The following is a 24535-nucleotide window of genomic DNA, read 5'->3' as shown; positions in this document are numbered from 1 at the left end:
AATAGGAAATCAATCGTGCTTAGACTATATCGTAAGCCAAATAAGGGGTTAATAGGAGTAGATATTAGTTCTACTACTGTAAAGATTTTAGAGCTCTCTGTTAAGAACGGTCGTTACTGGGTTGAAAGTTATGGATTAAGTCCACTGCTGGATGGGAGTGTTGTTGAAAAAAACATTCTTAATCCTGAAGCAGTTGCTGATGCGTTGGAAAGGGCAGTCAATATTGGCAATCCTCAATCGCAAAATGTTGCGGTTGCTGTACCTACATCTATGGTGATTCACAAAATCATCGAAATGGATGCAGATATGTCGGATGAGGAAAGAGAAGTTCAGATTCGAATGGATGCTGAACAATATATCCCTTTCCCGTTGGATGAAGTCAGTCTAGATTTTGAAGTGTTAAAAGATAAGCTGGCAAATCCAAATCGAGTCAATGTGTTACTTGTTGCAACACGTGCAGAGAATATCGATTCTCGTGTTGAAGTTTTAGAAATCGCGGGCTTATCACCTAAAATTGCAGATGTAGAAAGTTATGCAATTGAGCGTGCTTTTGAGGTCTTTTCCGATACCTTGCCAATCGGTGTAAATCTTGTGGGTATCCTAGATATCGGTCATACCATGACTACTTTGTCTGTGATGCAAAATGGCAAGATCATTTATACCCGAGAGCAAGTTTTTGGTGGCAAGCAGCTGACTCAAGATGTACAGAACCGTTATGGTTTGTCTTATGATGAAGCTGGTCGGGCCAAAAAAGATCGGACTTTACCTGACGATTTTGAAACAGAAGTTTTAATGCCATTTTTAGAAGCAGTTGTACAACAAGCTGCTCGTTCATTACAGTTCTTCTTTTCATCTTCTCAGTTTAACGAGATCGACCATATTTTATTGGCGGGTGGTAATGCCAATATTCCTGGTTTGGCAAAATTATTACAACAAAAACTCGGTTATCGCGTCACGATTGCAAATCCTTTTTTACAGATGGGGTTTTCGCCACAAATTGACTTAAAAAAAATAGAAAATGATGCACCTTCATTAATGGTTGCATGTGGTTTAGCTTTGAGGAGTTTTGATTAATGGCAAAGATTAACTTACTCCCTTGGCGTGATGAGCTAAGAGAACAGAAGAAGAAGCAATTCGTTGCGATATGTGTTGGGGTTGCACTGATTGGCTTGGTGACAGTGTTATTGGCGTGGTTCTATTTTGATCATAAGTTAGAAGATCAGGAGCAAGCCAATCAATTGGTGACCAGTACCAATCAAAATTTAGATACGCAATTAAAAACTTTAGATGGTTTACAAGAACGTCGTAATGCCATTATTGAACGTATGAAACTGATCCAAGGCTTACAAGGTCAGCGTCCTGTGATTGTTCGCCTCGTTGATGAGTTGGTTCGAATTGTCCCTGCACAAATGTACATCACAAAATTTAGTCGTGTGGGTGATAAATTTACCATTGAGGGGAAAGCTGAAAGTCCAAATACAGTTGCTGAATTGTTACGTGGATTAGAGGCGTCTGAATGGTATCGAAATGCATTTATGAATTCATTCTTAGCTGCAGATGAAAATAAAAATAAAGGACAGACTTCAGTGATTCCTCGTGTAGAAGAATCATATGGAAGTTTTGTGGTGACTGTAGATTTAGGTGAAATAGCATCTACTGCAGATGGGGATGCGACGAAAGCTGAACAAGCTTCAGCTGCTGGGGGTGCAAAATGAGTCGTGAAGATTTTGAGCAATTAGAATCATCTGTAAATGATGCTCCAAAAAAGAACAAGATGACTGTTGAGAAGTTTTTTCAACAGTTCAATACCTTGGATATGAATAATTATGGCAGTTGGCCTTTATCCGTTAAAGTCACCTGTTGGGTATTCTTGTTTTTTGTGGTGTGTGCAATTGGTTATTTTTTAGCAATTAAACCTAAACTAGATGCAATTGATCAAGCTCGTACAGTTGAGCAAAACTTATTAACTGAGTTTAAAGAAAAAGACTCTAAATTAAGAAACTTGCAGCAATATCAAGCACAACTGCAACAAATGGAAGCAAATTTTAATCAGCAATTAGAACAACTTCCTAAAGAAACTGAAATTCCGAGTCTGGTTGAAGATATTAATGTGACAGGGGTAAGTTCGGGTTTGAAATTTAAAAATATCAAATTAGAACCAGAAGTGAAGCAGGAGTTCTTTATTGAGCAGCCGATCTCGATTGATGCAACAGGGGATTATCATTCATTTGGCAGTTTTGTAAGTAGTTTGGCTGCTTTACCACGTATTGTCACTTTGCATGATTTCACAATTACAGGAACACCTAGTCAAGACAATAAATCTGATGTGCCAGTGATTGACTATACAATTAAAGCAAAAACCTATCGTTATATTGGAGCTGATGAGCAGAAAATAAATAAATCAGCGAATGCTGCGCAGACAACAACGACACCTCAGCAAGGAGGGACGCCACAATGAACCAGCTCAGTAAAATAGTTTGTGGAATCTCGTTTGCGCTATTGTTGGTGGGGTGTGACTCTCGTATTGACGCTGTTAATCAAGAGATGGCAAATATTCGAAATCAGCAACCAATGCCGATTGAGCCTGCACCAGTATTTAATCCAGTACCAAGTTTCAATTATTCAGCTCAACAATTACGCAGCCCATTTTTGCCAAACTCATTGGCAAATGAATTGAAAATCATGTCTGGCAAGCGCGTCTACCCGAATTTTTCAAGACAACCACAGCCGCTTGAAAGCTATCCTTTAGAGTCGTTAACACTGAAAGGAAGTATGAAAGGGGCTGTTGGACAGACCGTGGGTTTGATCAAAACACCAGACGGTGAGATTGAGCGAGTACAACTTGGCAATTACATGGGTATGAATCAGGGGCGAATTATTGAAATTACGCCGACCCGTATTGATTTATTGGAAATCGTTCCAGATGGTCGAGACGGTTATATAGAAAGACCACGGAGTCTAGTTCTAATCGGTCCAATAGATTAAAACGGAATAAAGGAATAAAAATGAAAAAGAGTTTGAAAAATATCTTTAACGGGGATGGTAAGTTTATGAATAGTCAACTTCGTCAATTTACTATGGCGGCAGTGTCAATTGCGATTATGCAGGTTGCAGCAGCGCAAACAACCATGACCAATATTGTACCGATGAAAATACCGGGGCAAGGTACAGAAATTCGTGTGATGTTTAATGGCTTACCGCCACAGCCTCAAGCCTATCAATTGGATAATCCATCGCGACTGATTTTGGATTTTGATCAGGCGAAGCAAACGATCAATCAATCATCTATTGCTGTGGCGAGTGAAGAAGCGTCGACTGTAGATATTGCGGCCGATGATCAACGTTCACGCTTAACAGTAAATTTAAAAAATAGTGGTTCTTTTACAACACGTGTTGAAGGGAATACCTTTATTTTAAAGATTAATAATGCTAATCAAGCTGCAACTTTACCGACTTATGCAGCATCTGCATCTACACAGAATAAGCAAAATCAAGGCATTGCAGATATCGGTTTCCAGCGAGGCAATGCGGGTGAGGGCCAGGTTATTGTAAATCTGTCTGGTGCAAATACACCTGTAGATGTACAACAACAGGGCAGTAAAGTTGTTATTCGAACATTAGGAAATAAAATTCCAGCACATTTAATTCGTCGTTTAAATGTCAATGATTTTGCAACCCCAGTTTCTTCTGTGGATGCTTATAATGACGGTTCAAATGGCGTGATTACCATTCAATCTGCGGGGAGCTATGAGTATATGGCCTTCCAAGCGGAAAATAAATTAACTGTGAGTTTAAAGCGTCCTGTAGAAAATAAGGTAAATCGCCCAAGTTCAAGTCAGTCTTATACCGGTAAGAAAATCTCACTTGATTTTCAAGATATCGAAGTACGCCGTGTGCTACAGCTACTTGCTGATTTTACCAGTATTAATATGGTGGCCGCAGATTCAGTTCAAGGTAATATCACTTTACGTTTAAAAGATGTACCTTGGGATCAGGCCTTAGATATCATTTTAAAAACCAAGAATTTAGATAAGCGCCGTAATGGAAGTGTGATTTGGATTGCGCCTGTCACCGAGTTGATTAAAGCTGAAGAAGATGAAGCCAAAGCAATTGCACAAAGTATTAAGTTGGCACCGATTCAAACAGAATATATACAACTCAGTTATGCAAAAGTTGCCGAGGTTCTAAAGTTACTCGAAGACTCTAGAAATCCTAAAGGTGCGCAGACAAATAATACTACGAATACAGATTCTTTAGCTTTAGAAAGCCTACTCAGCTCAAGAGGAAGTGCGGTTGCAGATATACGAACAAATACATTAATTATTAACGATACGGCTAATAATATCGATAAAGTTCGAAAAATGATTGATTTACTTGATATTTCGGTAAAACAAGTCATGGTTGAAGCACGTATTGTGCGGGCAACAACAGATTTTACCAAAGAAATGGGGGTAAAGTGGGGGATTTTATCTCAAGGAATTACACGAAATAATGATCTATTGGTTGGTGGTAGTGATAAGACTTTATGGGATTTACGTGATCCAGATGATGAAGGCAAATATACTATTACTCGACCAGATAATTTAAACGTCGATCTTGGTGTGACGACTGCGGGTGCAAGTAAAATTGCATTTGGTTTAATTAGCCTTTCTGATTTTATGTTGGACCTAGAGTTGTCGGCTTTACAATCTGACGGCTATGGTGAGGTGATTTCAACACCAAAAGTAATGACTGCTGATAAACAAAAAGCCAAAGTTGCTTCGGGTCAACAAATTCCTTACCAGACCACGTCAACAGCAGGTGGTACTGCTACAGCCACGACAGCATTTAAAGATGCTTTGCTCAGTCTGGATGTTACACCAAGTATTACCCCGGAAGGGAAAGTACAAATGCAGTTAAATATTACCAGCGATGCACGTGGTGGTGTGGCACCGAATGGTGAAATCATTCTGAATAAAAATGAGATCAATACCAATGTGTTGGTTGATAATGGTGAAACTGTGGTACTAGGGGGGATTTTTGAACAAGAAAATACCACGAACCAAGTCAAAGTTCCATTTTTAGGCGATATTCCGTATTTAGGACGATTGTTCCGTAAGGATGCCAAAACAGAGAATAAACGAGAGTTACTAATCTTTGTGACACCAAGAATTGTTAATGACAGTCGTACCAGAAATCATTAATATACTTTCAATGAAAGCAATTCGATAGGTGACTCCTTGCCAAGCAAAGAGTTGGAAACCCTACCAAATATTTATTTGGTAGGGCCCATGGGAGCAGGAAAAACAACAGTTGGTCGGCATCTAGCGGAACTGTTAAGTCGTGAGTTTTTAGACAGCGATCATGAAATAGAAAGAAAAACTGGGGCATCTATTCCTTGGATTTTTGAAAAAGAAGGCGAGCAAGGTTTCCGTACAAGAGAAACAATCGTGATTGATGAACTCACATCAAAAAAAAATTTAGTGGTTGCAACAGGCGGTGGTGCTGTCACTCAAGCCATGAATCGAGAATATCTCAAACATAGAGGTATTGTGATTTATCTATATACTCCTGTAGAAATCCAATTATTACGTACACATCGAGATAAAAATCGTCCTTTATTACAAGTCGAGAATCCTGAGCAAAAGTTAAAGGATCTACTTAAAGCACGAGATCCACTTTATAGAGATGTTGCACATTATATTATTGAAACCAATCAGGGTGCTGCGCGAGATTTAGCGCTGAGAATATTGCAACTAATCGTTTCAAAAGAAATTATTTAGTCAGTAAATTATCATTCATTGTTATTTGGCAGAATCATGCAAACTTTACATGTTGAACTGGGTGAACGTCGTTATCCAATCTTTATTGGTAGTCATTTGAATCCTCAATCATTACTTGAACCTTATATTCAGGGACATCAAGTGATGATAGTTACAAATACCACAGTTCAGCCTTTGTATTTGTCGCACTATGTTGATGCAATTCAACAATTGGGTAAGCAGGTTAAAACATGTATTTTACCTGATGGTGAGAAATATAAAGATATCCAGCACCTCAATTTGATTTTTGATGCTTTGCTTCAAGCTGGTTTTAATCGTGATTGTACGGTTTTGGCTTTAGGTGGTGGAGTGATTGGTGATATGGCTGGTTTTGCTTCAGCCTGTTTCCAACGAGGCGTGTATTTTATCCAAGTTCCGACCACATTATTGTCTCAAGTAGATTCGAGTGTTGGTGGAAAAACCGGAATTAATCACCCTTTAGGCAAAAATATGATTGGTGCATTTCAGCAACCTCAAGTGGTTTTGGCTGATATGGCACAACTCAAAACCTTGCCTGAACGTGAGCTTTCAGCAGGTTTGGCTGAGGTGATTAAATATGCGTTACTGGGTGATTTAGACTTTTTAGCATGGTTAGAAGAGCATATGGATGGGCTGATTGCCCAAAATCCAGAATTATTGGCTGAAGCGGTTTATCGTTCTTGTGCGCATAAAGCAAGAATTGTGGCCAATGATGAGAAAGAGCAAGGTGAACGTGCTTTATTGAATTTAGGCCATACTTTTGGTCATGCCATTGAATCATATCTTGGTTATGGGGTGTGGTTGCATGGAGAAGCAATTGCAACGGGTATGGTGATGGCTGCTGATTTGTCTCAGCGTATGGGATGGATTTCATCCGATGATCTGGAACGTACAAAAAAAATCATACAACGTGCCCAATTACCTGTAGCATGTCCTAAAATTCCGCTCGATGAATTTTTGGCATATATGTCACATGATAAAAAAGTATTAAATGGTCAACTTCGTTTAATATTGATAAAACAACTCGGCCAAGCCATCATTACTAAAGATTTTGATGTTGAGTTGATGAAGCAAGCGATTCTCGCGAATCAGTTATAGAAAAGGTTAGTTCCAAATGGCAGCAATTCGTACAAATTGGCAAAATATTCGACAATATATTTGGTTGGTTGGTGGATTAATCTGTCTTTTGGTGGCACTGATTTTTTGGGCAGTGACCGACACCAAAGATCTGGTCACTGTGGTCAATCCGATTGAAGAGTCCCAAGTTCAAATTCAACCTGAAAAAGTTGCTGCGACATCGCATTTAGGCGCTTTGATGGATGAAGTACGTCCACTTGAAATGACCACACGTATTGTGACTGCGGGTAGCCATGATGCAGAATTTCGTGGTACAAAATTTTTTCAAGAAAATAAGAAAGCTTGGACCATAGAGCTATTTAAGACCTCAGATGAAGATGTCATCTTGGGCTTTTTACAGAAACAAGCGGATCGTAAAAATTTTATTTATTTCCGTTTAAGCGGTGAAGATCAAGCAGAGCAATATGTTTTAGCCTATGGTCTATTTAAAAGTGATGATCAGGCCAAGAGCCAGTTACAACAATTAAATTTAAAATTGCCTGCATCTATTCATCCTCAAGCGATCCAGTTTGAAAAATATAGTGCTTTAGTCAATGATCTGGGCTCAGATGAAATGGCAAGTGCAAATAAACTCTATCAAGTAAAATTAAAATCTGCACCTTTACCTGTAGTTGATGAAACGCTATTGGCTCAAGCAAAATCAGCATTGTCTTCTTTAACAGGTTCAGCTCCTGCAAATCAGACCACCAAAACCACAATTACCCGTCGTGATGCATCTGGCAATGTGGTAGATGTACAAAAGTCACAATCTCGTGCACAGCCTTCAAGCAACAATAAAGAAACCGGTGCTACTGCTGATAAAAAGCCAGCTGAGCATGAAGTCAGTGATCCATTCAATTAAAATTAGCTCTAAAATGAAGCAGAATTAATTATTTAATTTTATATTTGCACAAAAATGGTGCTATAAATGCCTTTATAAGACGCTTAGAATTTTAAAGAATATCTTTATTTCACTATCTTTTAGTGATTTGGTGAACAAAAATAAAATTTGGCATATTTTTTGCTTTATTGTTGCGCTAATTGAGTTGATTGTCCCTGTTTTGGAGCGAAATGATTCAGTTGGTGTGCGATTTAAGTCTGATTGAGTGCTTTATTTCAGTGCGGAAGTTGTAAAACAATCTTGCAATTAAAGTAAAAACAGACTGGTATTCGATTCTGACTCAGTGGTTTACTTGAGCTAAGAAAATACTTAAAAATCGTAATTGAGTGTTCGAATGTTTTTCGCCCTTTCATGGGCCTATGTAGAAAGAAGGGTACGCTATGCACATGCCATCGCCTAACACTGTAGCTCCCGCTCAAGGTTTATACCAACCGGATGAGTTTAAAGATAACTGTGGTTTCGGCTTGATTGCCCATATGCAGGGTGATGCGAGTCATGATTTAGTCAAGACCGCGATTCATAGTCTAAGCTGTATGACGCACCGTGGTGGTATTGCCGCAGATGGTAAGACCGGTGATGGTTGTGGCTTGCTCTTGGCTATGCCTAAAGCATTCTTCCGTGAAGAAGCAAAAAAGATCAGTGACATTACACTGAGTGAAATTTTTGCGGTCGGGACGATATTTTTAAATTTAGATCCAGCACTTGCGGCTCATGCAAAGCAAATTCTAACCCATGAAATTGAAGAAGAAGGTTGCCGAGTCATTGGTTGGCGTATCGTTCCAACCAATAATGATGCCTTGGGTTCAATCGCAATGCAGTCTTTACCTGCATTTGAACAAATTTTTGTCAATTGCCCAATGGGTGTGACTGAGGTTGAATTTAACCGTAAGTTACTTATGGCACGTCGTCGTGCAGAACAACAATTAACAGCTGATCCCTATTTTTATGTGACCACACTGTGTTCTACAGTGATCACCTATAAAGGCTTAATGATGCCTGCATATATTGCAGAATTCTATACAGACCTTGCTGATGAACGTTTGGACTCACACATTGTTGTGTTCCATCAACGTTTCTCGACTAATACTTTACCCCGTTGGCCATTGGCACAGCCGTTCCGTTATTTGGCACATAATGGTGAGATTAACACCATTACTGCAAACCGTAACTGGGCAGTGGCACGTACACCAAAATTTGAAAATCCATTATTGCCAGGCATTACTGAACTGAGTCCAATTGTAAACCGTACAGGCTCAGACTCATCAAGTATGGACAATATGCTTGAGCTGCTTGTGGGTGGCGGGATGGATTTATTCCGTGCATTACGCATGCTTGTTCCACCAGCGTGGCAAAACGTTGAAACATTAGATGCGGATTTACGCGCGTTTTATGAATTCAACTCTAAGCATATGGAAGCTTGGGATGGCCCTGCGGGTCTAGTGATCCAAGATGGTCGTCATGCGATTTGTATGCTAGACCGTAATGGCTTGCGTCCTGCACGTTGGGTGATCACTAAGAATGGTTATATCACTTTGGCATCAGAAATTGGTGTCTGGGGTTATGAACCTGAAGATGTGATCTCTAAAGGTCGTGTAGGTCCTGGTCAAATCCTAGTGATTGATACCTTGACTGGAAAATTGCTCGATACCAAAGATGTGAGCAATCATCTGAAAAAAATGCGTCCTTACCGTGAATGGTTACGTGAAAACTCAGTTCGCTTGCAAGGTAGTCCAGAGCTTGAAGAATATTTGTGTGATCAAGGCCTAAAAGGTGATGACCTTAAAGCGGCTCAAAAAATGTTTATGGTGACATTTGAAGAGCGTGATCAACTGCTTCGTCCAATCGCTGAAAGTGGACAGGAAGCTGTCGGTTCAATGGGTGATGATACACCAATGGCGGTATTGTCTCGTCAAGTACGTCATGTGACAGATTATTTCCGTCAACAATTTGCGCAAGTGACCAATCCACCGATTGATCCATTACGTGAATCAATTGTCATGTCATTGGAAACCTGTTTTGGTCGTGAGCAAAATGTATTTGAACAAGGTCCAGAGCATGCAGATCGTTTAATTGTATCGAGCCCAGTCCTTTCAAATTCTAAAATGCATCAGATTCGTACCCTTGGTCGTAAAGGTTACGAAATTGCAGATATCGATTTGAATTATCCTGTAGCTGAAGGTCTTGAAGCTGCGATTTCACGTATTTGTGAAGAAGCTGCACAAGCGATTCGTGATGGCAAAACCTTATTGGTCATTTCAGATCGTAAAATCCGTGAAGGCTTTTTACCTGCAAATGCAGCAATGGTGACGGGTGCAATTCATCACTTCTTGATTAATGCTGGTTTACGTACCGATGCAAACATCATTGTTGAAACTGCACTTGCACGTGATGCGCATCAATTTGCCGTGATCTTAGGTTTTGGTGCAACTGCGATTTACCCTTATTTGGCTTATGATGTGATCAATGATTTGATTGCAAAAGGTGAATTATTGGGTGATCCAATTCACGCACAAGCGAATTTCCGCAAAGGTATTGATAAAGGTTTACTCAAAGTCCTCTCAAAAATGGGGATTTCAACAGTCGCATCTTATCGTGGTGGACAGTTATTTGAAGCAGTCGGCTTATCTGAAGAAGTTGTTAGTAAGTGCTTTACAGGTGTGCCAAGCCGTATTAAAGGTGCAACATTCATTGACCTTGAAAATGACTTAAAAAAACTAGCAGATATTGCTTGGAAAGCACGTAAGCCAATTGAACAAGGTGGTTTGCTCAAGTTTGTCTTTGATAAGGAATACCACGCATTTAATCCAGATGTGATCAATGCGTTGCATAAATCTGTACGTTCAGGGAATTATGCTGACTTTAAAGAATACGCTGAGTTGGTGAACACACGTCCAATTGCGACAATTCGTGACTTATTAAAACTCAAAACTGATCATTCTATTCCATTAGAAGCAGTTGAATCCGTAGAAGAAATTCTGCCACGTTTTGACTCCGCTGGCATGTCTTTAGGTGCATTGTCACCAGAGGCACATGAAGCCATTGCGATCGCAATGAATACGATTGGTGGTCGTTCGAACTCGGGTGAGGGCGGTGAAGATCCTGCACGTTATGGCACCATCCGTAACTCTAAAATTAAGCAAATTGCTTCAGGTCGTTTTGGTGTAACACCTGCATATTTAACATCTGCTGAAGTGTTACAGATCAAAGTAGCGCAAGGTGCAAAACCAGGTGAAGGCGGTCAGTTACCGGGTGGTAAAGTGAATGGCTTAATTGCGCGTTTACGTTACTCGGTTCCAGGAGTGACTTTGATTTCACCACCACCACACCATGATATTTATTCTATTGAAGATTTATCACAGCTAATCTTTGACTTAAAACAAGTCAATCCACAAGCCATGGTGTCTGTGAAGTTAGTATCAGAGCCTGGGGTTGGAACAATTGCAGCAGGTGTTGCAAAAGCCTATGCAGATTTCATTACCATTTCTGGATATGACGGCGGTACAGCGGCTTCACCTTTATCCTCTATTCATCATGCAGGTTCGCCATGGGAATTGGGGCTTTCAGAAGCGCATCAAGCACTTCGTGTCAATGACCTGCGTGGTAAAGTACGTGTACAAACTGATGGTGGCTTAAAAACAGGTCTAGATGTGGTTAAAGCCGCGATTTTAGGTGCGGAGAGCTTTGGTTTTGGTTCTACCCCAATGATCGCGCTTGGGTGTAAATATCTGCGTATTTGTCATTTAAATAACTGTGCAACAGGTGTGGCAACTCAGCAAGATCATTTACGTCAAGAGCATTATATTGGCGAGCCAGAAATGCTGATTAATTTCTTCCACTTTATTGCGGAAGAAACACGTGAATGGTTGGCTGCTTTAGGTGTTGCATCATTGAAAGATTTGATCGGTCGTACTGATCTACTTGAGATGTTGCCGGGTGAAACGGATAAACATGCGCATTTAGATTTAAGTGCATTGTTAGAATCACACCCATCTGCGGAAGGCAAAGCGCAATATTGCCAAGTACAAGGCAATGAACCATTTGATAAAGGTATTCTTGCCGAGAAAATGGTGGCAGAAATGCTACCTGCGATTGAAGCAAGTACTGGTGGTGAGTTCCATTTTACTGTGGGGAATTGTGACCGTTCAATTGGTGCGCGTCTCTCAGGTGAAATTGCCAAACGTTATGGCAACCTCAGTATGGAAGCACATCCTGTTAAAGTGAATTTAAAAGGAACTGCGGGTCAGTCATTGGGTGTTTGGAATGCGGGTGGTTTGCATATCAGCCTTGAAGGTGATGCAAATGACTATGTGGGCAAAGGTATGGCAGGTGGTCGAGTATCGATCTTCCCACCAAAAGGTTCACCATTCCAAACTCAAGAAACGGCAATTATCGGCAATACCTGTTTGTACGGTGCGACAGGCGGTAAATTATTTGCTGCGGGTACAGCGGGTGAGCGTTTTGCTGTACGTAACTCTGGCGCGTTTGCGGTCATTGAAGGTGCAGGCGACCATTGCTGTGAATATATGACAGGCGGTATCGTGACTGTACTGGGTAAAGTTGGACACAACTTTGGTGCAGGTATGACTGGTGGTTTTGCTTATGTACTTGACTTAGATAACGACTTTGTTGATTACTACAACCACGAATTAATTGAATTAAACCGTATTTCTACAGAAGCGATGGAAGAACATCAAGAATTCTTACTTCGTATCTTAGATGAACACATTGCTGAAACAGGTAGTGCTTGGGCGTACAAGATTCGCAACGAGTTTGATTTCTATAGCCGTAAATTCTGGCTGGTGAAACCAAAAGCGGCTAATTTACAAACGCTTTTGAAAACAACTCAAGCAGATCCACAATAATTCCACTACTCAAATTTTAGGTAGGTGTGGATAACTTCGCAGATATACACAAGCGAATGAAGTTATCCACGCTCACCCACGGAGAGAGACATGGCTGAACGCCTGAATAATGACTTTCAATTTCTGGATGTAGCACGCCAAGATCCAGAGAAAAAAGATATTAATGTCCGCAAAGCAGAGTTTGTGGAAATTTATAAACCTTTTACAGCGGAAGTTGCAGCAAACCAGACCCACCGTTGTTTAGGCTGTGGTAACCCGTATTGTGAATGGAAATGTCCCGTACATAACTATATTCCAAACTGGTTAAAACTGATTGCAGAAGGACGTATTTTCCAAGCAGCTGAGCTTTGCCATCAAACCAACACTTTGCCTGAAGTATGTGGTCGGGTATGTCCGCAAGACCGTTTATGTGAGGGTGCTTGTACCCTGAATGATGGTTTTGGTGCTGTGACCATTGGTAATGCCGAAAAATATATCAACGATACTGCCTTTGCTTTGGGCTGGCGTCCAGATATGTCATCGGTAAAATGGACCAACAAAAAAGTTGCCATTATTGGTGCAGGTCCAGCAGGCTTAGGTTGTGCAGATATTTTAGTCCGTAATGGAGTAAAACCTGTTGTATTTGACAAGCGTCCTGAAATTGGTGGATTGCTTACATTTGGTATTCCAGAATTTAAAATGGAAAAAGATGTAATGAAACGCCGCCGTGAAATTTTCACAGGCATGGGTGTTGAATTCCGCTTAAATACTGAAATTGGTACAGATATCACTATCGATCAATTGCTTGCTGATTATGATGCTGTATTTATGGGTATGGGAACCTATACCTATATGAAAGGTGGCTTTGCAGGTGAAGATTTTGATGGTGTCTATGATGCACTAGATTTCTTGATTGCAAATGTTAATCGTACACAAGGCTGGGAAAAAGATCCATCTGAATACATTAGTGTTCAGGGCAAAAAAGTCATCGTTTTAGGTGGTGGTGATACTGCAATGGACTGTAACCGTACTTCAATCCGTCAGGGTGCAGAGTCAGTAACTTGTGCTTACCGTCGTGATGAAGAAAATATGCCAGGTTCACGTCGTGAAGTGAAGAATGCGCGTGAAGAAGGGGTAGACTTCCAGTTCAACCGTCAGCCAATCGAAATCGTCGGTGAAAACGGTAAAGTGACGGGTGTAAAAGTTGTGACTACCCAGCTGGGTGACCCAGATAGCCGTGGTCGTCGTAGCCCTGAACCGATTCCAGGCTCTGAAGAAGTTTTACCCGCAGATGCGGTATTGCTGGCTTTTGGTTTCCGTACTAGCCCAGCAGAATGGTTTGCAGATGCAAATATTGGGTTAGATGGTTCTGGCCGAGTCATTGCAGCTGAAAAACAACAATTCAAATTCCAAACCTCTAACCCAAAAATCTTTGCGGGCGGAGATATGGTACGTGGTTCTGATTTGGTGGTGACTGCAATCTGGGAAGGTCGTGAAGCTGCTGAAGGAATTTTAGATTATCTTGATGTTTAATTTTAGACATTAAATAACATCTATTTAAGAGCCCGCAGTCATGCGGGCTTTTTAATGCAACAAACTCAAAAAATTAATCTGAGTCAATCGTTTGCAGATAATGATTTAACTTTAAACTATGTTGTTTTGCTCGAGTTCTTATTTCAGTATGCGTATGTCCTAAAACAGTTGAAATATCATATAAGAACACGGGTTCTAAATATTCCATTCCGGTATAAAGTGCTGATTTTTGAATTGGAGATAAAAAGTCCTCTAATAATGAATGCTGTTGTTCCGTACTAAAATTCTGCTCAGGTTGACCAATGGTCATACTCAGCAAAAGCTTTTTATGTTTAAGCTTGTCTCCTTTAGAACCATAGGCAAATTGATAGGTAAATACCTGATCAAACCAAATTTTTAAAATGGCAGGTATACTGAACCAGTACATAGGACATTGTAAAATAATCAGCTCATGTCTTAATAGCGCGCTTTGTTCAGCAGTAATATCGATTTGATAATCTGGATATAAATCATGGATATGGCGAATTTCTAAATCAGTTTGAGTTCTTGATAATTCATCGACAATGGTTTTATTTGCGACAGATTCAGTAAAACTGGGATGCGCTAAAATCAGTAATGCCATCTTGGTTTTTCCAACTATAAAAATTATAGTGAATATAAATATTATAGTTTTTATGTACAATAACTATCCATTTTGATAGCTAGCAGAAAAAATGAATACTGAGCAAAACACCTGTGAAGTGACCTTTCACGATAAGACCTATCATTGTCCGATTAGTATGGTGATGGATTTAATCGGTGGGAAATGGAAAACCGTGATTCTTTATTATCTAAAGGAGGAGTCAAAACGCTTTAATCAACTTAAGCGTGATATGCCAGATATCACAGAAATGACCTTAAGTTTGCAACTTAAGCAATTGGAAAAGAATGGTTTTATTTCCAGAACCGTATTTGGTGACAAGCCTCCAGTCAAAGTGGTGTATGAATTAACTGCATTTGGTCAAACATTTATACCTGTACTGGATGCTTTATCTGCTTGGGCACATGGCTTTTCAGAGCAAAACTGATTCAAAGTGAAGGCGTTGAAAGAAGCAGTTTTAATGCTCAAATCGGCTATGGAAAGCGATGAAAAGTGCAATTTAACAATAAAATTTGCCAATCATACTAAAGCAACAGTTTGTTTTTTAATACAAAAAAGTTACTAGACGAATCATGTTTGTTTGGGTTCTATAAAACACATGCTTTTTTGTTGAATGTTTATATGACGTTGCAAGCGTAAATATTTATAAATTGAGTTCTAATTTTGAATAGATCCTATGTGATTGTTTTAAAAATTAAAATACAATTCAATCTGATTGAAAAATGTCATTTAAGTCAATAAAAGCATGCTTATAAATCTCGATTTTAGGCTTTGTGTACACGATAAAGCACTTTTTTGTGAAGATAAGAAATATATTTATTTTTAATAAGTTTAATTATATCAATAATTTATATTTTTAATTTTTTTAAGTTTTCAATTGAGCCATGTGTTTTCTTGAAAATGATATTTTAGGTCAACTGTGTGGATGATTCTGCAATATACAAATATTGAGATTGTGCCAATATAGCTTAAATTCAGACAAATGTAGGATTATCCTTATGTCAACAGTTCAAGCGACGGCAGAAAAATCATATTTAAATCGTCCTAAAGCTATTGGTATTAAAGTCCGTAAACCAAGCTTTAACCCAAAAGCAATTCGCAGACATTTTTTTGCCAATTCTCCTGTTATGTCACATTTATTGACTGCGCTTTCTTCAACATTTCCGATTGGTGAGCAGTTCTTTGTACATAGTGTGCGTAATGTACGTGACAAAATCACGGATGAAAAATTGCAAGCGCAAATTGCAGCATTTATTGGTCAAGAAGCCATGCACTCCAAAGCCCATACAGAATTCAATGATGCATGGCGCCGTGATGATTATAACTTAGACAGTTTCCAAGCATGGTTAGCGCGTCGAGATGCACTGATTAAAAGTGTACATCCTAAATTACAACTGGCTGTTACCGCAGCTTTTGAGCATTTTACTGCCTTATTGGGTGGCTATATTCTTCGTCATCCTGAAGTTTTAAGTACTCTGGATGATGATGCGGTGAAACTTTGGGTGTGGCATGCAATCGAAGAAATTGAGCATCGTGCAGTGGCATTTGATGTATATCAGGCGATTTATAAAGATGATCGTACTCGTCGTACAGTGATGCGTAATGTGACTACGGGTTTTGCAAGTTTAACGTTTTATTCGGCTACCCGTTTGTTTATGCAAGACTGGAGGAAAAGTTTACCTAAAGTGCCGCAAAATATCTTTGGGGTATATATGATTTCTAAAATGTTGATTTCATTGATTCCTGAATATTTATCTTATTACAAATCTGACTTTCATCCGGATGAAATTGATTATTCGAAGATTGTGGCGTACTGGAAAGAAAAGCTGGCAGATGATTATGGAATGGAAAGTTTCCAAGAAGAAGTGCACCTGCCGTTATATAGTTAAGACAATGCTTTAGATCAAAGGGCTAATTTATATGATTGGCTCTTTTAGTTTTCTTGCTGACGTTGATGGATACTTTCTAAAGTATCGACCATAGTGCGGGTCATTTGGTCAATTTCATAATTGAGTTTGCCACCAATTTGGATATATTTAAATGTCGTCAAACGTAAGGTTTCGGGGATTAAATCCACCGAAATTTCATTAGTTTTCCGATCCACACGATTGACCGTCAAGCTGCAACCTTGCAGTCCAATAAAGCCCTTTTTAAAGAAGTATTTGATATTGTCATCTGGAATAACGATATCAATGTGTAGCGTTTCACCAGTATGAACCACATCTTTAATGGTTGCCATACCCTCGATATGCCCAAAAATATTGTGCCCACCGTTTTCCATGCCAGCTTTGATGGATCTTTCAATATTGACTTCATCACCAATTTTTAAAAATTGTAATGTGGTGAGAGAAGTGGTCAATGCTGAAACATCAAATGAGGCTATATTTGCAATAGTATCAAAACTTGTTGCGGTTAGGCATGTACCATCGATTGCAACACTGGCGCCAATAAAAACATCATTTAAAAAGCCATTTTCATTGGAAATATAAAGGGTTGTAAAATTATCACCTTGTTGGATGTTTACAACTTTTTCTAAGCCTTGAACGATACCTGTATACATCGCTGATCTCTTTTATTTAGCTGATTTTTATTGTACAGATTTCATTGAAGAGGACTAGGGTTGAATTTTAGATTTATGTTGTATAGAAGAGTCTAGAGTTATACTTATAGTTAACCCGTCAAAAAACTCAGACACAATCATATAATTTCTCTTAATCAATATTTTTAATTAAATCAATTGCATGGGGAAATAAAATTGTTTGATTATAAAAAAGTTTGCAATGCCACACCTTACATTCAAAGTTTCAATACCTTTGCGTAGGCGATGCCTCACTTTTCAGAGATGAAAAGGTGACAAAAATCTTTTGTTAGGCGAGGGGTACATCCTATACCCCCGCCCAACGGCGACATCCATGTCGCCTCGCGGTAGAATAACTATCTATGATTCAAAAGTACAAAAAATGAATTGATAGCTAACTGTTTCTAAAAGTTAATACAAAAACATAAGCTTTATTTATGATCAATGACTTGATAAAAATCACTTGTATGAATAATTAGGTGGTTTGGCTATAGATGATTTTTTAAAAGAGAATGAATATAGCAGTAAGGATTGTACAGGCTTATTTTATAGGGAAAAGTTTATATAGTTTGATGATAATGTATTTCAGACGATCTAAGCTTGATTGTGGCTTAAATTGGACTAAGTCAGTATGTACCTAGACGCAGTCCAATTTAATTTAGCCAACCAACCAATCAACAATCAGTCAGAAAATGAATTAAATCTTATCTTTAAACTGTTTTATGATTTTTTGACGTTGCCATGGTAAAGGACGATTAATCGCTTCAGGTACATCACCAGAGGTTGAACGTAGACGTAAATGAATTGCCGCCTGCGCAATCAAATTTGCCGATACGGGTGCTGTAATAAAGGCAAGCAGTGTGATCAATAACTCTGCAAAACCTAAACGACTGTTAAATGCTGCGTAAATCATTCCCGCGATTAAAAAACTGCCTAAACCCAAGGTGCTGGATTTTGTCGGTGCATGTAGACGCATAAATAAGTCTGGTAATTTGACCATACCTATGCCACCCACCAAAGTAAAAAATGCACCAACAATCAAGAAGAATGAAACGATGATTTCCATGACAATTTGCATATTATTTTCCATGTACTTTCTCCTTAATCAACCACATGACCCGTTGTAAAATAACGAGCCAGTGCAGCAGTTGAAACAAAGCCCAGCATTGCAACCAATAATGCGCCTTCAAACATTGAGGTACTTGCCCAATAAATGCCAAGAATGACAACTAAGCAGGTTGCATTTAAAAACAATGTATCCAATGCCAGTAATCGATCTACGATAGAAGGGCCCATCACCAAACGGACCAAACATAACAACATGGAGATGGTCACTGCGAGCAGGCAAATACCAAGTGCATAAGGTAAAATACTCATGAACGTGCTCCTCGTTGCAGGTCAAAGATTTCGATTAAAGGAACTTCATAGCGGGCTTTAATCGCTTGAATTTCTGCGTCTACATCATCACAACTTAGTGCATGAACCAAAATATCACCACGTTCTTGATCAATCCCAGCACTGACTGTACCTGGTGTGGTGGTAATGATCATCGCCAATAAAGTATTGACATGTTCATGGTCGGTTTCCAAAGGAACTCGAAACCATTTCGGGGTGAGATTTTTGGTTGGGCCTAAGACTTGTTTAGCAACTTTGATATTACTGATGACGATGTCCCATAGCACCACAAAAAATAATTGAATGGCGCTTTTCCAATGAATATTGGGCGTATGAATGATAAAGGGTTGAATCAGTTTAGGAATGATTAATCCCAAACTGATTGCCACAACAAAATCAAAGCTTTCAGCACTATGGTTCAACATCAGCCAACTCATTGCCACAATCACCGACACAAAAGGATGCGGTAAAATACGAGCGAATAATGATTTATTTTGCATTTATTGCTCCATAGGCTTGAGTTGAGCATTTTCAACATGTTGTTGCTGTTCTTGTCCCTGAATTTGGCGTTGCTTAAATTCAGAGATATGTTCACCTTTTAGGGTTTCTGGGCTAATAATATAGGGAATATAGTGTGCATTTGGATCAACCATTTCACCATTGTATTTTGTTTCAGGTACATAGTGCGGATCGAAAGGTTGTACACTGATGGTTTCACCATGCCCATCCAATTTTAAAATACGCTGTTGATAAAGTGATGCATCAGAAACTTGCAGCGCAGTTTTTTCAACATAATTTAAAATTGGAGCAGCACAAACGACATAGACAATCAGTCCTGCCAATAGCAGGTAAACGCTTTTGTCATTGCGTGCAGGAGCTTGCTCAGGTAAGTCCTGATAAGCTGTATAAGCCTCTTCTTTCGGGTTGTCCTCAGGTGTCGTCGCTCGCCAAAACAGGATAAATCCGACTCGTGTAAATGCCAGAATACTTAAAAAACTCACAATCAAGATAATCGCAATAATCCAGCCTTGTGCAGCCAAGTTTGCAGTTGCCTGTAAGATTAAGACTTTGCCTAAAAAACCACTAAATGGTGGCAAACCTGCCATCATCAAAGCGATAAGAAAGAACGTCATGGCAATGACTTTGTCTTGCTTCATCTTTGGTGCGACTTTGAGATGATCTTTCATTGCACCACGTTGTGAAGTAATCCAACCACAGAGCAAATAGAACGAAGCGGCAATGATGGTACTGTGAACAAGGTAATACAATCCAGCAGCCCATGCTGGTGTGTTAAACATGGCAATGGCAACTAAAATCGTTCCGACTGAGGATAACACCATAAAGCCAACGAAGCGGCGTAAGCGTTCAGCTGCGAGTGCACCGATCACACCATATAATGATGTGATTAAACCAATTGGCAATAAGTAATTGCTAAAGATCGTTTGACCAAGCTGATCATTAAAGACGGTACCATTGACCCGTAAAATTGCATACACACCCACTTTGGTCATGATGGTGAAAATAGCAGCAACAGGTGTCGCCGCAACAGCATAGGTTTTTGGCAACCAGAAACCCACAGGTAACATGGCTGCTTTGATGCCAAATACAACAAATAGAAGCAAACCACCTGCTATAGCAAGACGATGTTGATCATGTTCCAAGGTCGGTAATAAACGACCGACATCGGCCATATTCAAACTGCCCACACTGCCATAAATCATACCTAAACCGATGAGGAATAGGGCAGAAGCCAGTAAGTTGATAGTGACGTAGTGAATACCTAATTGGAAACGGGCTTTGCCTTGACCATGTAACAGCAAGACATAAGATGCCATCAGTAATATTTCAAAGAATACAAACAGGTTAAATAAGTCACCTGTTAAGAATGCACCAGTCAGACCCATTAAAAGAAGATGGAACATGGCATGAAAATAACGCCCACGTTCATCCCATTCTTTGCTGGCAAACCACAATACAGGCGCTGCAAGTGTGTAGGTGAGAACCAGCATTAACGCCGATAAGCGATCCAGTACCAAGACAATCCCAAATGGTGCAGACCATTCAGCAAGTTGATAAACAAAGATTTTCCCGGTATTGGCTTGAATCAGGTAAGCAATCGCAGTGGCGAGTCCAAGCATAACCGAGATTAAGCTAATACCACGGCGCCAAGGTTGTCGCCAATCATGTTTTAAAGCGCCTGAACCAGGATTGCCTAATAAAATCAGCATAAAGCCTGTAAATGCAGGAATTAAAATACTCAGGATTGGAGAATGAGCATACCAAAAATCTAAAAAGCTGGTCATTATGGCTCATCCTCACGTGGGTCAAAATTACTCGGTTCCTCTTTGGTGTCTACATGGTCTGTCCCAGACTCATAACGACTGCGTAATGCCAATTGAACGATAAAAGCAGTCGTTGCAAAGCCAATGACAATTGCGGTTAGCACTAAAGCTTGAGGCAAAGGGTCAGTGACTTTGCTGGCTTGGGTTAAAATCGCAGGTGAACTGATTTGTATTCTTCCCATCGAAAACAGGAAGATATTGACTGCATAGCCAATCATGGCTAATCCAAGAACGACTGGAAAGGTACGTGCACGAAGAATCAGATAAATTCCTGAGGCAACCAATAATCCAATCGCAGATGCAATTAAAAATTCTAAACTGATCATGCATTACTCCTTGGGTACTGGACCAGACATGCTTGAATGTCTAGAGTCGCCTAAAACAGAAATGAGTAACATGGCTGCACCAACAACCGTGACGTATACGCCAAGGTCAAATCCGGCAGCAGAGGCCAGATGGAATTTGCCAAACAGCCCTGATTCCACATAAATATGTGCACTGGTAAGAAACGGACGTGCCCAGAACCATGAAGCCAGACCTGAAAGCCCAGCAATGATCAGCCCTAAACCAATCCAGATTTCGTATAAACGACCAGATTGAGCACGCAGCATTTTTTCAGCCTGATCTTGTCCAATCGCAATATATTGGATCACCAATGCCATGGAGGTAATTAAGCCTGCAATAAAGCCGCCACCTGGATAATTATGTCCTCGTAGGAAAATATACAGACTTACCACAAGTGCGATTGGCAGTACCCATGAAGCAGTCATACGGAACATCAACGGCGATGGATTGAAACGATAGCTCAGGCCTTGAGTGATCGTGGTGCCATGAGCACGCATCCCATCCATCATGCACAGCGCACCAATGGCTGCAATGCCCAATACTGCAATTTCACCAAAGGTATCGAAACCACGGAAATCAACCAGAATGACATTGACGATATTTGAGCCACCGCCTAACGGAATTGACTGCTGAACAAAGAACCATGAAATCGAATTATGATCACGTGTCATGATTAACCAAGTAATCCAACCAATACCAATACCGCCACCAATTGCAATGACTGCATCACGCCAACGACGGGTTTGGCTGGACTCATAAGGGGTTAATTGAGGAAGCAGTGATAAACTCATCAATAGCAGAACTGTTGTGACAACATCCACGGTAATTTGTGTCAGTGCTAAGTCTGGCGCAGAGAGTGTGATGAAAATCATCGTTACGACCAAACCAATTGCACCACTAATTAGAACCGCTTTGATACGTTCATGGTGGAACCACAGCATCATCCAGCAGGCGGAGAACAATAACAGCCATAACACGATTGCAGTAAAGGGTGCATGTGTGAGTTCACGTGTTCCTGTAGTTAAATTTTGGTTGATCAATGGTGTGGCAACCACGGCAATACTTAAGGCCAAAATCCACAATAAATAATTTTGTAATGAGCCCGTTTCAGTTTTTTTCTTAATTTTGCGTGAAATCAGCAGGAGATTTTTGAGAAAATCTTCAAATAATAATTTGCCTTGGAAACGACCTAAGTGTGGATCAAGATCAATTTCACGAATTCGCCCGCCTTTGGCTAAGGCGAAATAGAAAATCACACCACCAATTAAGGCAATTGCACTCATCAGTAACGGTAAATTAAAACCATGCCAGATGGCTAAATGAACCCCTTCAAAACTGGCAATTTGTGTTGATGCGCGTGTTCCGGCATTGACAATGTTTTCAACCAATAGTGCCGGAATGATCCCCACTAAAATACATAAAGTTGCCAATATGATTGCTGGAATTCGCATACCGATTGGCGGCTCATGGGCATTTTTATTGGGAACATCACGCCCCACATCACCATCAAAAAATACACCGTGTACCAGACGAACTGAGTAAGCAACCGCAAATAAACCTGCCAATGTCGCAACAATCGCTGCCAACACAACATAACCACCAGATAAGTTTGCCAATAACTCAGTAAAGAACATTTCTTTCGAGATAAAGCCATTGGTCAAAGGTACACCCGCCATACTTGCAGCGGTAATCATGGTTAATGTTGCTGTAAATGGAAGAAGTTGCCAAAGCCCACTTAACTTTCTTAAATCCCGTGTACCAGATTCATGGTCAATGATCCCAGCCAGCATAAATAATGCCGCTTTAAAGGTTGCATGATTGATAATATGGAAAACTGCAGCAGCCACGGCTAAAGGTGAGCCTATACCCAAAAGGCACATGATCAAGCCTAAATGACTGATGGTTGAATAAGCCAGTAAGCCTTTTAAATCTTCTTTAAAGATGGCAAAAAATGCCGCCATACATAAGGTCAGCAGACCAATTGTGGTGACAAGATTATGGAACAATGCCGAGCCAACAAAGATTGGCAATAAGCGTGCAACCAGAAAAATCCCTGCTTTTACCATAGTTGCTGAATGCAGATAGGCGGATACAGGGGTTGGTGCTGCCATGGCATTGGGGAGCCAGAAATGGAAGGGAAATTGCGCACTTTTAGTAAACGCACCCAATAAAATCAACAATAAAGCGGGAACAAATAAACCACTATTTTGAATTGTACTCGCCATCATGGTGAGTTGGTCAATTTGATAGGTTCCTGCGATTTGACCAATCAGAATAAAGCCACCCAGCATGGCTAAGCCACCCATACCAGTGATGGTAAGCGCCATCCGTGCACCACGTTGCGCAGCGTCGTAGTTACTCCAATAGCCCACCAGCAAGAACGATGAAATACTGGTCAATTCCCAAAAAACCAATAAAATAATTAAATTATTCGACAAAGAAATGCCCAACATTGCGGCCATAAACAGCATCAACAATGCATAGAGCTTACTCAGAGAATTTTTCGGGTTTAGATAATAATAGGCATAGATATAAATCAGTGTACCGATCCCCGTGATCAGCAATGAAAAAATTAAACTTAAAGCATCTAATCGGAAACTAAAATCAATACCAATTTGAGGTAGCCATTGCCACTGCTCTAAAACGGCTTGTCCACTTAATACTGTTTTCGCTTGAGTCAATAGCAGGATAAAACTGCTTAAACTGACCCCGATTGCCCCTAAAGCTGTTACCCCGCGAGAGAATTGCTTCAGCCACAGAACAACGATAGTGCCAAGTATTAATGGTAAAAGAATAATAATCGGAAGCACACGCGTATCCATTGTCGTGAATAGGTCGTGAAACCTATGTGAATCTTATCTTTCAAGGATTTGAGGAATGCAAGGAACAATCCAATAACTTAAATCTTGAAAGCCGAATTAAATTAATAATTAAAAAATGAGTTGTGTTGCGCAACTTGAGAAAGCGATTAGAAAATCAATTTGCATTGAAAAATCTAATTTAAATTGATTTTTTCATCTTATTACATGAGTAGAATAACATCAATTTATTTTGTCATTTTTTA

Annotated in this window: 20 protein-coding genes; 12 read left to right on the top strand and 8 right to left on the bottom strand. The window is 39.9% G+C overall.

Annotated elements, in window-relative coordinates; genetic code table 11:
• Positions 1 to 15 precede the first annotated feature (15 nt).
• The 10 genes from M2R48_RS19570 to M2R48_RS19525 all read left to right on the top strand — a co-directional run bounded on the left by M2R48_RS19570 (position 16) and on the right by M2R48_RS19525 (position 14171).
• Complete coding sequence (locus M2R48_RS19570) at positions 16 to 1074, top strand: pilus assembly protein PilM (RefSeq protein ID WP_262087212.1); 1059 nt, start codon at positions 16 to 18, stop codon at positions 1072 to 1074.
• Entirely contained in the window at positions 1074 to 1715 is a 642-nt protein-coding gene (locus tag M2R48_RS19565; protein WP_262087211.1) for a PilN domain-containing protein, read from the top strand. Before M2R48_RS19570 ends, M2R48_RS19565 begins: the two co-directional genes overlap by 1 nt.
• Positions 1712 to 2458 (top strand): type 4a pilus biogenesis protein PilO, encoded by a 747-nt coding sequence (locus tag M2R48_RS19560; RefSeq protein WP_151801310.1) that lies wholly within the window; start codon positions 1712 to 1714, stop codon positions 2456 to 2458. The genes M2R48_RS19565 and M2R48_RS19560 overlap by 4 nt, the downstream gene beginning before the upstream one ends.
• The gene (locus M2R48_RS19555) at positions 2455 to 2985 is read left to right on the top strand and encodes a pilus assembly protein PilP (RefSeq protein ID WP_262087210.1); all 531 of its coding nucleotides are present in this window, start codon (positions 2455 to 2457) and stop codon (positions 2983 to 2985) included. Before M2R48_RS19560 ends, M2R48_RS19555 begins: the two co-directional genes overlap by 4 nt.
• Before the next feature lie 20 nt (positions 2986 to 3005).
• Positions 3006 to 5183 (top strand): type IV pilus secretin PilQ family protein, encoded by a 2178-nt coding sequence (gene pilQ / locus M2R48_RS19550; RefSeq protein ID WP_262087209.1) that lies wholly within the window; start codon positions 3006 to 3008, stop codon positions 5181 to 5183.
• A 36-nt stretch (positions 5184 to 5219) separates the two neighbouring features.
• The gene (gene aroK, locus M2R48_RS19545; RefSeq protein ID WP_004725433.1) at positions 5220 to 5762 is read left to right on the top strand and encodes a shikimate kinase AroK; all 543 of its coding nucleotides are present in this window, start codon (positions 5220 to 5222) and stop codon (positions 5760 to 5762) included.
• A 36-nt stretch (positions 5763 to 5798) separates the two neighbouring features.
• On the top strand, positions 5799 to 6878 hold the full coding sequence (gene aroB, locus M2R48_RS19540; protein ID WP_262087204.1) for a 3-dehydroquinate synthase: 1080 nt from the start codon (positions 5799 to 5801) through the stop codon (positions 6876 to 6878).
• A 16-nt stretch (positions 6879 to 6894) separates the two neighbouring features.
• A complete protein-coding gene (locus tag M2R48_RS19535; RefSeq protein ID WP_262087203.1) occupies positions 6895 to 7758 on the top strand; it encodes a hypothetical protein in 864 nt (287 codons plus the stop codon).
• Positions 7759 to 8183: 425 nt separating this feature from the next.
• The gene (gene gltB / locus M2R48_RS19530) at positions 8184 to 12659 is read left to right on the top strand and encodes a glutamate synthase large subunit (protein ID WP_171527286.1); all 4476 of its coding nucleotides are present in this window, start codon (positions 8184 to 8186) and stop codon (positions 12657 to 12659) included.
• A 90-nt stretch (positions 12660 to 12749) separates the two neighbouring features.
• Positions 12750 to 14171 carry an FAD-dependent oxidoreductase gene (locus tag M2R48_RS19525; protein ID WP_262087201.1) on the top strand — a complete coding sequence of 474 codons (1422 nt, stop codon included), beginning with the start codon at positions 12750 to 12752 and terminating at the stop codon, positions 14169 to 14171.
• Between the two features lie 73 nt (positions 14172 to 14244).
• Here M2R48_RS19525 and M2R48_RS19520 read toward each other — a convergent pair whose 3' ends face one another.
• Complete coding sequence (locus M2R48_RS19520) at positions 14245 to 14793, bottom strand: NAD(P)H-dependent oxidoreductase (RefSeq protein WP_262087199.1); 549 nt, start codon at positions 14791 to 14793, stop codon at positions 14245 to 14247.
• Between the two features lie 91 nt (positions 14794 to 14884).
• Between M2R48_RS19520 and M2R48_RS19515 the strand changes: the two genes are divergently transcribed.
• Together M2R48_RS19515 and M2R48_RS19510 are read left to right on the top strand one after the other, a co-directional pair.
• A complete protein-coding gene (locus M2R48_RS19515; RefSeq protein ID WP_056517466.1) occupies positions 14885 to 15238 on the top strand; it encodes a winged helix-turn-helix transcriptional regulator in 354 nt (117 codons plus the stop codon).
• Positions 15239 to 15809: 571 nt separating this feature from the next.
• Positions 15810 to 16700, top strand: a complete 891-nt coding sequence (locus tag M2R48_RS19510) for a metal-dependent hydrolase (protein ID WP_004725446.1) — start codon at positions 15810 to 15812, stop codon at positions 16698 to 16700.
• A gap of 44 nt (positions 16701 to 16744) precedes the next feature.
• On the opposite strand, the gene M2R48_RS19505 is transcribed toward M2R48_RS19510, so the two are convergent.
• From M2R48_RS19505 to M2R48_RS19475, 7 genes are all read right to left on the bottom strand, one after another.
• The gene (locus M2R48_RS19505; RefSeq protein WP_262087197.1) at positions 16745 to 17371 is read right to left on the bottom strand and encodes a riboflavin synthase subunit alpha; all 627 of its coding nucleotides are present in this window, start codon (positions 17369 to 17371) and stop codon (positions 16745 to 16747) included.
• A gap of 715 nt (positions 17372 to 18086) precedes the next feature.
• The gene (locus tag M2R48_RS19500; RefSeq protein ID WP_034615073.1) at positions 18087 to 18467 is read right to left on the bottom strand and encodes a Na+/H+ antiporter subunit G; all 381 of its coding nucleotides are present in this window, start codon (positions 18465 to 18467) and stop codon (positions 18087 to 18089) included.
• 23 nt (positions 18468 to 18490) lie between these two features.
• Positions 18491 to 18766 (bottom strand): monovalent cation/H+ antiporter subunit F, encoded by a 276-nt coding sequence (locus M2R48_RS19495; RefSeq protein ID WP_004816687.1) that lies wholly within the window; start codon positions 18764 to 18766, stop codon positions 18491 to 18493.
• Positions 18763 to 19284 carry a Na+/H+ antiporter subunit E gene (locus M2R48_RS19490; RefSeq protein ID WP_004816689.1) on the bottom strand — a complete coding sequence of 174 codons (522 nt, stop codon included), beginning with the start codon at positions 19282 to 19284 and terminating at the stop codon, positions 18763 to 18765. The genes M2R48_RS19495 and M2R48_RS19490 overlap by 4 nt, the downstream gene beginning before the upstream one ends.
• Positions 19285 to 21087: a monovalent cation/H+ antiporter subunit D gene (locus M2R48_RS19485; RefSeq protein WP_262087194.1), complete on the bottom strand. Its 1803-nt coding sequence runs from the start codon at positions 21085 to 21087 to the stop codon at positions 19285 to 19287. It lies immediately after the preceding gene.
• A complete protein-coding gene (locus tag M2R48_RS19480; RefSeq protein ID WP_004725457.1) occupies positions 21087 to 21452 on the bottom strand; it encodes a Na+/H+ antiporter subunit C in 366 nt (121 codons plus the stop codon). The genes M2R48_RS19485 and M2R48_RS19480 overlap by 1 nt, the downstream gene beginning before the upstream one ends.
• 3 nt (positions 21453 to 21455) lie before the next feature.
• On the bottom strand, positions 21456 to 24293 hold the full coding sequence (locus M2R48_RS19475) for a monovalent cation/H+ antiporter subunit A (RefSeq protein ID WP_004816694.1): 2838 nt from the start codon (positions 24291 to 24293) through the stop codon (positions 21456 to 21458).
• Between the last annotated feature and the right edge of the window lie 242 nt (positions 24294 to 24535).

Source organism: Acinetobacter sp. I-MWF, assembly GCF_025433935.1.
GTDB lineage: Bacteria > Pseudomonadota > Gammaproteobacteria > Pseudomonadales > Moraxellaceae > Acinetobacter > Acinetobacter guillouiae.
The sequence above is the reverse complement of the archived record's forward strand: the minus strand, read 5'-3'. Positions and strand labels throughout refer to the sequence as shown.

Coding starts and splice junctions, on each gene's coding strand:
- M2R48_RS19565 (WP_262087211.1), top strand. CDS start 1,074: ATGGCAAAGATTAACTTACTCCCTTGGCGTGATGAGCTAAGAGAACAG.
- M2R48_RS19560 (WP_151801310.1), top strand. CDS start 1,712: ATGAGTCGTGAAGATTTTGAGCAATTAGAATCATCTGTAAATGATGCT.
- M2R48_RS19555 (WP_262087210.1), top strand. CDS start 2,455: ATGAACCAGCTCAGTAAAATAGTTTGTGGAATCTCGTTTGCGCTATTG.
- pilQ (WP_262087209.1), top strand. CDS start 3,006: ATGAAAAAGAGTTTGAAAAATATCTTTAACGGGGATGGTAAGTTTATG.
- aroB (WP_262087204.1), top strand. CDS start 5,799: ATGCAAACTTTACATGTTGAACTGGGTGAACGTCGTTATCCAATCTTT.
- M2R48_RS19535 (WP_262087203.1), top strand. CDS start 6,895: ATGGCAGCAATTCGTACAAATTGGCAAAATATTCGACAATATATTTGG.
- gltB (WP_171527286.1), top strand. CDS start 8,184: ATGCCATCGCCTAACACTGTAGCTCCCGCTCAAGGTTTATACCAACCG.
- M2R48_RS19525 (WP_262087201.1), top strand. CDS start 12,750: ATGGCTGAACGCCTGAATAATGACTTTCAATTTCTGGATGTAGCACGC.
- M2R48_RS19520 (WP_262087199.1), bottom strand. CDS start 14,793: ATGGCATTACTGATTTTAGCGCATCCCAGTTTTACTGAATCTGTCGCA.
- M2R48_RS19515 (WP_056517466.1), top strand. CDS start 14,885: ATGAATACTGAGCAAAACACCTGTGAAGTGACCTTTCACGATAAGACC.
- M2R48_RS19510 (WP_004725446.1), top strand. CDS start 15,810: ATGTCAACAGTTCAAGCGACGGCAGAAAAATCATATTTAAATCGTCCT.
- M2R48_RS19505 (WP_262087197.1), bottom strand. CDS start 17,371: ATGTATACAGGTATCGTTCAAGGCTTAGAAAAAGTTGTAAACATCCAA.
- M2R48_RS19500 (WP_034615073.1), bottom strand. CDS start 18,467: ATGCAAATTGTCATGGAAATCATCGTTTCATTCTTCTTGATTGTTGGT.
- M2R48_RS19495 (WP_004816687.1), bottom strand. CDS start 18,766: ATGAGTATTTTACCTTATGCACTTGGTATTTGCCTGCTCGCAGTGACC.
- M2R48_RS19490 (WP_004816689.1), bottom strand. CDS start 19,284: ATGCAAAATAAATCATTATTCGCTCGTATTTTACCGCATCCTTTTGTG.
- M2R48_RS19485 (WP_262087194.1), bottom strand. CDS start 21,087: ATGACCAGCTTTTTAGATTTTTGGTATGCTCATTCTCCAATCCTGAGT.
- M2R48_RS19480 (WP_004725457.1), bottom strand. CDS start 21,452: ATGATCAGTTTAGAATTTTTAATTGCATCTGCGATTGGATTATTGGTT.
- M2R48_RS19475 (WP_004816694.1), bottom strand. CDS start 24,293: ATGGATACGCGTGTGCTTCCGATTATTATTCTTTTACCATTAATACTT.